Genomic DNA, 10,159 nt, shown 5'->3' on the forward strand with positions numbered 1-10,159 from the left:
GTTGCGCCGCGATCAGGTCGCTCCCTTCTTCGCGAACCTGTCGCCCTGCCTCGTTGGCATCGAAGCCTGCGCCAGCGCACACCACTGGGCTCAAGCTGCAGTCAATGGGGCACACGGTGCGGTTGATGGCGCCTCAGTTCGTCAAGCCGTACGTCAAGAGCAACAAGAACGATGTCGCGGACGCGGAGGCAATCTGCGAGGCGGTGGCCCGACCGTCGATGCGCTTCGTGCCGATCAAGAATGTCGAGCAGCAATCAGTGCTGTCACTACACCGGGTCCGCCAGGGTTTCGTGAGGGCGCGCACGGCTCAGGCCAACCAGATCCGGGGCCTTCTCGGCGAGTACGGCTTGGTCGTGCCTCAAGGCATTGCCTATATCGCTCAGCGCGTGCCGGCACTGATCGAAGATGCCGAGAACGAGTTGCCGGGCTCCTTCCGGCTCCTCATTCAGCGATTGCTCGAGCACCTCAAGCTGCTGCAGCGGCAGGTCGAGGAGATCGAGGCGCAGATCAAGGCGTGGCACCGTGCCAGCGAGGCGAGTCAGCGGCTGGAGAAGGTGCCGGGTATCGGCCCGCTGACAGCAACTGCCCTGGTCGCGAGCATCGGCGACGCGAAGAACTTCGACAATGGCCGACAGTTCGCGGCCTGGCTCGGCGTGGTCCCGCGGCAGCGCTCCAGTGGGGGCAAGCCCACGCTGCTGGGCATGAGCAAACGCGGTGACGCGTACCTCCGCACGATGCTCATCCACGGCGCCCGCTCCGTCATTTACCGGGCCACACAGCGAGCCGATCCCGACAGCTGGCTGGTCAAGCTTAAGACGCGCCGCAACAAGAACGTCGCGGCGGTCGCAATGGCAAACAAGACAGCGAGAACCGTCTGGGCGCTATTGGCGCACGGCCGACAGTTCAGCTCCAGCTACGCTGCTGCGTAATCTCACGTCGACGACCCTGAACGGATAAGGAGAACCCCACCGCCGATTGCTCAGGCAACCAGCAAGTTGATGGCACGACAGGTCAGACCGTGGTTGGCACAGCCCGCGCCGGACGAGGCACTTCGAGTGCGTGTAAGCGATAGAGGCGCCGACCAGCAGAACCCATCAGGGACAGCGAGCTCGTCTCGCATCAAAAGTCCGGATGTACGGGTGCAATCTCTTCCTCAGTGCGGCAGCGAGCTGGAAGCTTGGCAAACCGGGGGCGTCCATGTACGCGCGGTGATCCCGTCTTGACGACGGCGGCAGATCAGGCTGTCGGCGTCGGTGGTTGCCAGCGGTGGGGCAACAACTCCTCGATTCGACTGGCCGGCTGCGTGGGCAACCGCTCGAGGATGTCTCTCAAGTACGCGTGGGGCTCGTGCCCGTTCAGGCGTGCCGAGTGCACCAAGCTCATAACGGCTGCGGCCCGCTGGCCGGCGCGCAAGCTACCGGCGAACAGCCAGTTCGACCTCCCGAGGGCGATGGGTCGGATCTGGTTCTCCAACCGTGCCAGCAGCCTGGAGCTGTTCAAGTTGAGCGCCATCATCGAGCGCATGCTGGCCGATCCACGACGGATCCTCGCCGTGCGCACCACATGAACCTGGGGCAGACCGTGCGCTTCCTCGACTGGCGCGACGGCCAGATGCGCAACGGCAAGGTGGTCGCCAACAAGGACACGCAGGTCATCCTGCACGAGGAAGGCACGCGGCGCGAGTGGAAGCTGCCCTATACAGCGGTCGAAGCACCGGATCCTGCAACAATGCAGCAACGGCGACCCCGCCTCGCCCTGCACCATCACAGGCCATGTCTGCGCGGGATGACTTCCGGTGCGGTGAGAAGGTCTCGTTCGACGACAAGTACCTCCAGCCCCACGTCGGCACCGTCGTGCGCATCAACCAGCGAACAGCCACCGTCGACACCGGCAACGGTCACTCATGGCGGGTGCCGTTCCACATGCTGCGCCAGGTGGTCGACATCTGAGCACCCAGCCGCAGTCAAGAGGGTGTTGAGCCGACGCTTACCGAAGGTGGGCTGGCGCAGCACCTTGACCTCGGCAGGCAGTCCCCGCTGATGGACGAGCTCGACCAGCGGGCGCGAGATGCTGCGGCAGGCCACGTCCCCCTTGTAAGGGCGCGCCGTGACCAGCAGGATGCCGATTCGCTCGCGCGAGAGCGCCTGGTGCAAAGGAGGCGGATCGCTCAGATGGTCAGGCTGGCGCTCGATGAGGCAGTGCTGCGCCAAGCTGCCGCCCACCAGCGGATCGTGCAGCGCCTCCCACGGCCAGGCCAGCACCCGGGAGTCGTCGCTGGCCACCACCAGGCGCAGTTCGGTGTGGCCGTCCCGCGTGGCGTCGTGGTACCAGTTGCCTGCCTCGCCTTGACCGAATAGGAGCTCGAAGGTGCGCCTGCAGCGCCTGCAGCGCCTGCAGCGCCTGCAGCGCCTGCAGCGCCTGCAGCGCCTGCAGCGCCTGCAGCATACGCTCGGCGCGCTGCTCGTTGGGGCCGAACGGGTAATCCAGGTCGTGTTCCAGGTACCAGCGCAGTTCGTGCCCGAGCTTCACGTCCGTCTGACCCAGCACTCCGGCCAGCGGATCAGGCACGGCGGAATGCGATTCTTGCCCAGCACCGAAATACTCGCAAGCAGATGAGCCGCGGTCGCATCCCTTCTACTAGGGATGCACGAGCAATGCTTTTCACTCAAATTCCCTAAACTGCGAAACAATCCCGCTGCGGGTCTACGCAACACCACCTCCAGGAGGAACGATGGACATCACGCATCCGGCCGACGCGGGTATCACTCTGACTTTCGACGAGGGAGTGTGGGAAGCAGACCCAGCGCCAACGACACGCGTCGCGCCGTTCATCGGCGGCATGGGGGGCACCCCCATCGCAAGCGCGCCGACCGCCGGCCTACCTGCCAACCCTGACTTTGATTGGCTTGTCGGACAGCTCTCTTCCGAGTGGGGCGTTTCCAAACGCGAACTCCCGGAACTGGTGCGGCGTCCCGGTGCCTCCACGCGCGCCTTGGACTTGACGACCACGCCGATGGTTACCGTCGACTTAGCTGCGGATGAATCGGCCACCTTGCTTGTCGAATGTGAGGGCGTCGTCGCCTGGCAGTTCGCCGACGCGATCGAAACCCCGAACCCTTCCGCAGTCGGCACAACACGCGCCAGCATGGCGCCTGCGCGCCGGGCCCGCTTCGTCGTGCAGGCCCCTGGGGCCGCGACTGCCACGGCCCAGCAGCAACGCAACGTCTTCGCCGACTGGATGCTGGAGCGGGTCAAAGTGGTCGTCCTGAAGTACATCGCCACCCAGGCCGCCAGCGTCATCGTCAACCAGCTCGAAAAGAAGAAGCGCATAGGGCCCGTGATAGTTGCAGCCGACAAGGAGGCCGTCGACTGGGACAAGCCCGAAAACTTCGCAGAAGTATCTCTGCCGAATGCGAATGCGCGAGTACTGCTGCTCGTCCATGGCACGTTCTCTAGCACGGCCGGGGCGTTCGGGGATCTCCGCGCCACGCGCTGGGGCCAGGCGCTGTTAAAGGAAGCTGACGCCAAGTACGACGCGCTAATCGGCTATGACCACCGCACACTGTCTGTCGAGCCATCGGAGAACGCGAGCGGACTCTACGAGGCACTGAAGACGCTGAACAGCCCTCAGCCGCCCACGATCGACATCGTGTGCCACAGCCGAGGCGCGCTCGTCACGCGGTTCCTGATCGAGAAGATCCTGCCCCGCGCGCCGTGGCAGCCCCATATTGGGAAGGTAATCTTCGTCGGCTCCACCAACGCAGGCACCGAACTTGCGCGGCCTGAGAACTGGCACGCCCTGCTCGACCTCCTGACCAACTTGGCCTTGGCAGGGCGAAAGGCGCTCACCCTGCTGGGCGCGCCGCAGGCAGGCTTCGCGGCGGGTGAACTTGTCGAAGGCATTGGCGATTTTGTGCGCTACCTGGTCGACGCCGCCGTCGAGCACAAGCGCGCGCCGGGTCTCGCCGCGATGGATCCGGGAGGAGCATTCGTCCTCGACATTAACCAACTCGAAACTGATGCGCCGCGGCCCAAAGGTGCGCAGTACTACTCCATCGTTTCCAGCTTCCGGCCGATCCTGGTGGATGCCGAGCGAAGCGAGCCGAAGGAATTCCCTCGCCGCCTCGCGCTGATGCTCGCCAACGGCTTCATCGGCGCATTGATGAAGAACGCGGGAAACGACCTAGTCGTGAACGTCGGGTCCATGTCATCCATCGATCCCGTGGCCGGCAACTACATCAAGGACACGCAGGACTTTGGCACCAATCCGCTGGTCTACCATACTAACTACTTCGTTCAGCCCGAAACGGTCGACGCCATCGCGGACTGGCTGGATTTGGCGCCTGTACGCGCCGTGAAGGCTGTCAACGCCGAACTAATGGATCCGCGCATCGTCGTGGTCGAGTCGAGTACGCTCGTAAAGGAGGCCCTGCAGAAAGCGTCTGACGAAGGTGCGCACTTCGTGGTGTTCCGCAGGAGCGACCCCGACTATCCGGGAACGCTGCACTACACGCCCAACCTCGATGAGCTGCGCCGGGCACACCCCGATGCGTCCATGGGCGAAGCGCTTCATGTGCGCGAGTCTCGGTGCTCGCGTGTTGTGCCGAACGGGCCATTTCTGCGATCCCTCGAGGGCCGAACGCCTCTCGAGGCGGATGAGTTCCTTCCCGAGTACTCCCGGCGCGCCGTCGTTGTCGAGGGCGATCGACCTGTCGCGGTGATCCCGACCGATGACGCCGCGCTCGATGTTCTTACGCACGCGACGGAGCCTCCGGTGCGCTTCACGCGTGGGGTCACGCGGTCGTTCGAAGGCACGTTTCCCACCTCACCACTGGTAGAAGGGTCGACCCCAATACCGCCCGTGACTTCGCCGACCGAGCCAGTGGTCTGCAACATCAACGCGGAGATGCCGCCTACGGTCATGGTCGGGAGCAGAGCGACCGTCACTGTCACGCTCTCAGCAGATGAGATCACCATAACTCCGGGGGCACTTGCTCAGAGCACCGCCGTGAAGCTTCAAAAGCGCCCGATCACGATCGAGGTAGTTCCGCGCGTCGGCTTTCACCTGGCAAGCGCCTTGATCGAAGATTCGCGCGCTACGCTACCTGAGCCCCCCACATCCGGCAATCCTTGTGTATTGGACGTGGATGTCATCGCGACCAACGAAGGAAGCGGCGAGATCTGGGTGATCGTCCGGCAGGGAGCCGTACGCTCTGTGACCCTCTCTCTGCGTCCGCAGATCCTCGGCTCCAGCACAACGATAGCCGCTCCTCCGCTTGCGGCTCAAGGCACTATCCAGAACGGGGACGACTTGCCGGATGTGGCGACCCTGGAAATTACGCAGCAGCGCAACGGTGACGAAACCCGCTTTCGCTACAGCATCGACATTCCGGAAGTTGCGTTCAACCGATTCGAGTCCCCCGCGATCATTGGAGATCTGCAACTCTGGGTGAGGAAGCTGTATCACGACATCGAACAGGCATGGCTGGGGAGCGCGGGGAATCGAGAGATCTTCAACGACAACCTCAAGGCACGGGGCGCGGCACTTTTCAAGGAACTCGTTCCGCCTCCGCTAGCCGATCTCTTGTGGCGTCTCTACAGGGAGGGGAAGCTCAAGTCTGTACTGGTGCGAAGCGACGAGCCCTTTGTGCCGTGGGAGATTGCTCGTCTCGACGATCCCGCAATCCCGGAAAGCCCCGACGGTTGCTTCTTGGGTGAGTTGGGCTTGTGCCGCTGGTTGTATGGCGCAGTCCCGCCGCCGCGCATCCGCGTGCGACCGGGACGCATGCAGTACGTGGTGCCGCACTACCCGGAGCCGCGGTTCCGCTTGCGCGCCGCGGAACAGGTGGAGGAGCCAATGCTGGTGGCACTTGGGGCGAAGCGAGTTGAGCCCCACTATCGCGACGTGACGGCGACACTGCAGTCCGGCGGCTTCGACTTGCTGCACTTCGCGGGCCACGGGGTCGCAGATGGCAGCAGTATTGACGGGGCCGCGGTCCTGCTGGAGGGGAGTTACGCGCAGGCGGGGGGAGCGCAACGCTACGTCACCGAGCCGCTTGCGGCTCCCGTCGTTGCGCGAAAGGCAAAGCTGCGGGGCCCAGACAACAACCGTCCTCTGGTAGTTCTGAATGCGTGCCAAGTGGGCCGCCTCGGATTCAATCTCACCAGCCTGGGAGGCTTTGCACCTGCATTTCTCGGCGCGCGCGTCGGCGAAAGCAATAGCGTTGGCGAAGCCGGTGCTTTCGTGAGCTGCCTCTGGTCGGTCGGCGATGAGCCGGCCAGTCACTTCGCACGGGCGCTTTACCAAGCACTGCAGGTCCAGGGCGGGACCACCATGGGACGCGCAGTGACCATAGCCCGCGCCGCGGCACGCAGCGCGGGCGATGCGACTTGGCTCTCCTATGCGGTCTACGCACATCCGAATTGTCTATTGGAATTCACGCCATGAGCTGGTTGAATTGGTCACGTTCCGCTAGCTTCGAACTGTCTCGTCTATGCGGCCTACATATATCCCAATTGCCACTTAGATTTCACGGCATTGGCTGGCAGAACTTGCCAGGTTCCGTCAACAAGCCCGCCGCGGTTGATGCCGCAACGCTCGGAAAGGTGTTGGAGGCACTGCGAGAGTTCATACGCAGCGATTCGATCGAAGTTGCTCTCGCCAACCCGGTGCTTCTTTCAACGGAGTGGCACGACCAACTACGCAAGGCCGATCGCACCAGCGAAGTCGATTCGGCCTTGCGCAAGCTGAAAAGGGTGGCGGATCTTGTGCGTGAGCGCGCATGGGCGTTGGGCGTTGGGCCGCTCGACGCGATTTTCGAGCAAGTGCAAGAGGGCCGGGTTACCCAAGCTCACGGAGTGGTGATGGCGGCCGCTCCGGATTTGACCTGGAGGCTGTCCGCAAGCTATGTTGCTCGCATGTCCGCAGTCGCTGAGAACATGGCGCACACTGGCAAGTGGAAAGATGGCGTGCTGTTGGCGCGACTCATGCTCCACGCAGTCGAGGCGCGGCGAACGCTTCTCGAATTCGAACAGGAAAGCATGGAGTTCACCGCGACCGTTTGCTGGATAAATGTTGTCACTCGCGCGGTATGGGAAGTGCCCGATCCACACCTGTTCCACGACGCGGTCGCCCGGGGGGAAAAGCTAGCATATGTGATCGATGACCCGAGGGGCGCTTCCGATCCGGCCACGGTGTTGCATTTGCTCGGAACGCTCTACCTCGACCCGTACACAGCCAACCGCTCGAACGCTCAACCCTACCAGGTTCAGCATGCTGCGTGGATGAACCGCTTCCGCGTGGCAACGGCCGGTGGAACCAACTCGAACAAGAGCAAGCTGGCGATGCCCGAGCCTGCCGAGGCCCTGCGAAAGGCGGCGGACTATCTCGAGCGGGCCGCACGTCACCGTTCAGGTGAAGCGCTTGGCCGTTCGCGCAAGGCGCAACTGCAAGCACTTGTCTGGCAGCGCATCCTGGGTTTGTCGCCCGGGTACGATGAGTTCGAACGTATTGCCGGCGAAGCGATCCAGGTTCTGGACGCTCCGGAAGTGCAGGGCTTGCGGACCGAAGTGCTGAACATGCGAGCTTGGTTCCGAGGAAAAGAGGGATCTGCGAAAGACGATGAGGCGGACCCGGTACTGCTGCGGCAGGCACAGATGCTCCTCGGCAAGCCCGTCCAAGGTTCGCTCAGAGGCGTGCCCGCCGAGCTGCAGCTCAGCCAGTACACGCAGACTGCCTTGGCCATCCTGAAATGGGCTCCTCAACAGGCGTTCGAGCTTTGGACGCGCGCGCAGGTTCTGGGCCGTCAACAAGCCGCAGAGGCACGCACCCAGTTCTTCTTGCAAGGGCTCTTGTTGCTGCACCAAGCGTATGCGCCTCACCAAGTTTCTTCTGCCACAGGTTCATTGCAGGCCGCATTCAAGCGCTTGGCGACAAGCGACGACGATGATTTCACCAGGGCGGCGAAACTTCTGTCGCTTGCATATCATTCAGCGCAGAGCGACGAAGAAGAGCAGGCCATCGAGATCGTGGAAGCGGCCAGCTTGGCGAGCGAGGAATTCAAGCGCACCTACCCTGAGCTATTGAAGGAGGCCCGGGCAGCCCTGTTGCTTGGTGCGGCAGTCAACCGGTACAACGTGCGGGAATTCGAAGAAGCATCATCGCTCTACATGCAGAGCGCAATGGCTTTCCTCGACTGCGAGTCGCCGACACGGGCAATGGACGCGGTCGAACGCGTAGTCGACATCGCGCGGCGCGAATCGCCGCGTGCACTTTACTGGTTCATCAAAGACATGGGAGTTGTCGCACCGAGACTGGAAGGAAGCTCCCCCGGCGTACCGGAACATCTTCAGCGCCTGTATCGCGAGACACTTGGATTGCTGATGCGACCCGGCGAGCTCAAGCTGATCGTCTTCATAATGTTTCTCGAGATGGTCAAAGGCACCACGTTCGCGCACGCACTACTGGAAGGAGGGCCCCGCGACTGGCTGGCCTCGAAAGAGGCGCGAGAGATGGAGGCGCAGATCGCGGGACTGACGAAGGAGAGTGTCGCGCAACCGGATGTCTCGCCGACCAAGCTTGACTTCGAGTGGATTCTGACGTCATACGTGAGCAGTCAGGAGCAGGCCGGAGGCTCAACGCCGGCCGAGCGCCTGCGCAACGCGCGCATTGCGTTTGAAGGCGCGCTGGGCGAGGCGCAGCGGAGCCGTGTGACACAGCGTCGTTGGATTACGACGGAGGACACGGTGCAGCAGGTGCTCGGCCCCAAGAGTGCGCTGCTCGCGATGTATGTTGGCCAACTTCCGGATGGCGATGCCGCGAACTTTCTGCTCTTGCTGACTCAGGATGACTTCTATAGCGCGCAGGCGAAGCTTGCCGGCTTCAACGTCAATTTGATGAGCTTTGGTGACGGCGAACAGCGCATTTCACTCTCGCCCTTCGCGCTCAGCATTGCTGGCTTGCACCGGTCCATTCAAGAAGACCCGCTAACCCGCAACGTGTCCGCGAAGGCCGCCACCCAGTTGCTTACGGCACAAGAGAACTTGCTTGGCGGTGGTCTGAAGGAGAAGTTGCACGGACTGCGCGCTGCCGGCAAGGAGCACCTCTACATCTGGCCACACGGGCCTTTCCACTTTGCTCCCGTCCACCTGTTCGGGCCCGAGGATGCTCCGTTGGCTGAAGAGTGGAACGTCACCTACCTATCCAGCCTGAACTTGCTCGACCCGGCCCGCAGTTGGAAAGTGCCGCTTGCAGAGTTCATGGCGATCGGTCTCGATTTTCCGGATGAAAACGCGCGCGGGCTGCCCTCTCTCATCGACGCAGAGGCCGAAGCCCTTGACGTGACGCGCGTCATGAATGCGCCGCGCGCCCTCACTGGCGCGGCACTGAACAAGCAAGCGGTCCTTGAGGCATTGCAAGGGCACCGGCGAGTCCACATTGCCACTCACGGCGACCTGCCAGTAAGCACCCCGTGCTTCCAATCTCTCTACCTCAGCCCCGATCCCGCGGGCGACGTGCTGTACGCCTATGAGATACAGCGGCTGGAACTCAAAGGTGTTGACCTCGTCACGCTAAGCGCTTGCGAGACCGCGCTGGGCCGCTTTGACATCGGCGATAACTTGCGAGGCTTTCCGGCCAGCCTGCTGATGGCCGGCGTGTCGACGATCATCGGCACGATGTGGCCAGTAGAGAGTCGTTGCGCGCGCTATTTCTTCGTATGCCTCTATGGGGCAGTGCGTGACGGCGCCACGAAGGGAGATGCCTTCCGCAAGGCGCAGATCCAAACCCGACGTCAGTTTCCACAATACCGGGACTGGGGCGCGTTCTACCTCTCAGGAGCGATAGCCTAAAGCGACGCTTACGGCAACGAGGACTGCGTGGGCCCGCGCGAGCATGAATTTGGCTTGATAGAGGCTCAGCCAAGGGGAAGCGGGTGGTAGCTCGAGATGATGGCAGTCCGTCGACGTGTCCCCCTCAAGTATGCCCCCGCGTGCCCCACATCTGGATGTTTCTTTTGACGAAGAACTGCTCAATGCGGACCCGCGGAGATGCAAGGTGCAATGGGATGGACGCCCCCACCTGTAGACGGCATCGAAGTGCCACAGTGGATGTGTCAGCAACCACTCAATCGGAAGGAGCGTCCACCATGGAGATTACGAC

At 62.8% G+C, this 10,159-nt stretch carries 5 protein-coding genes and 2 pseudogenes; 5 read left to right on the forward strand and 2 right to left on the reverse strand.

The genetic code is table 11. The annotated features are described in order from the left end of the window. Positions 1-929 (forward strand): annotated as a pseudogene (locus A8M77_RS34380) (IS110 family transposase); the annotation flags it as partial. A gap of 307 nt (positions 930-1,236) precedes the next feature. Here the strand turns inward: A8M77_RS34380 and A8M77_RS34390 are convergent. After that, positions 1,237-1,473: pseudogene (locus A8M77_RS34390) on the reverse strand (transposase domain-containing protein); the annotation flags it as partial. A gap of 299 nt (positions 1,474-1,772) precedes the next feature. Here A8M77_RS34390 and A8M77_RS37110 point away from each other — a divergent pair. Continuing rightward, positions 1,773-1,949 carry a hypothetical protein gene (locus tag A8M77_RS37110; RefSeq protein WP_238137079.1) on the forward strand — a complete coding sequence of 59 codons (177 nt, stop codon included), beginning with the start codon at positions 1,773-1,775 and terminating at the stop codon, positions 1,947-1,949. Here the strand turns inward: A8M77_RS37110 and A8M77_RS35875 are convergent. Then, the gene (locus A8M77_RS35875; RefSeq protein ID WP_143694885.1) at positions 1,902-2,282 is read right to left on the reverse strand and encodes a hypothetical protein; all 381 of its coding nucleotides are present in this window, start codon (positions 2,280-2,282) and stop codon (positions 1,902-1,904) included. The genes A8M77_RS37110 and A8M77_RS35875 overlap by 48 nt on opposite strands. 85 nt (positions 2,283-2,367) lie before the next feature. Here A8M77_RS35875 and A8M77_RS36585 point away from each other — a divergent pair, with 85 nt between their 5' ends. The 3 genes from A8M77_RS36585 to A8M77_RS34415 all read left to right on the forward strand — a co-directional run bounded on the left by A8M77_RS36585 (position 2,368) and on the right by A8M77_RS34415 (position 9,849). Next, a complete protein-coding gene (locus A8M77_RS36585; protein WP_086925963.1) occupies positions 2,368-2,616 on the forward strand; it encodes a hypothetical protein in 249 nt (82 codons plus the stop codon). A 115-nt stretch (positions 2,617-2,731) separates the two neighbouring features. Beyond that, a complete protein-coding gene (locus tag A8M77_RS34410) occupies positions 2,732-6,448 on the forward strand; it encodes a DUF7379 domain-containing protein (protein ID WP_086925964.1) in 3,717 nt (1,238 codons plus the stop codon). A 104-nt stretch (positions 6,449-6,552) separates the two neighbouring features. Beyond that, positions 6,553-9,849, forward strand: coding sequence for a CHAT domain-containing protein (locus tag A8M77_RS34415; RefSeq protein WP_158101057.1), 3,297 nt, complete (start codon positions 6,553-6,555; stop codon positions 9,847-9,849). Positions 9,850-10,159 lie beyond the last annotated feature (310 nt).

Origin of the sequence: Variovorax sp. JS1663, from assembly GCF_002157355.1 — a bacterium.
In the GTDB taxonomy this organism is placed as follows: domain Bacteria; phylum Pseudomonadota; class Gammaproteobacteria; order Burkholderiales; family Burkholderiaceae_C; genus Variovorax.

Coding starts and splice junctions, on each gene's coding strand:
- A8M77_RS37110 (WP_238137079.1), top strand. CDS start 1,773: ATGTCTGCGCGGGATGACTTCCGGTGCGGTGAGAAGGTCTCGTTCGAC.
- A8M77_RS34410 (WP_086925964.1), top strand. CDS start 2,732: ATGGACATCACGCATCCGGCCGACGCGGGTATCACTCTGACTTTCGAC.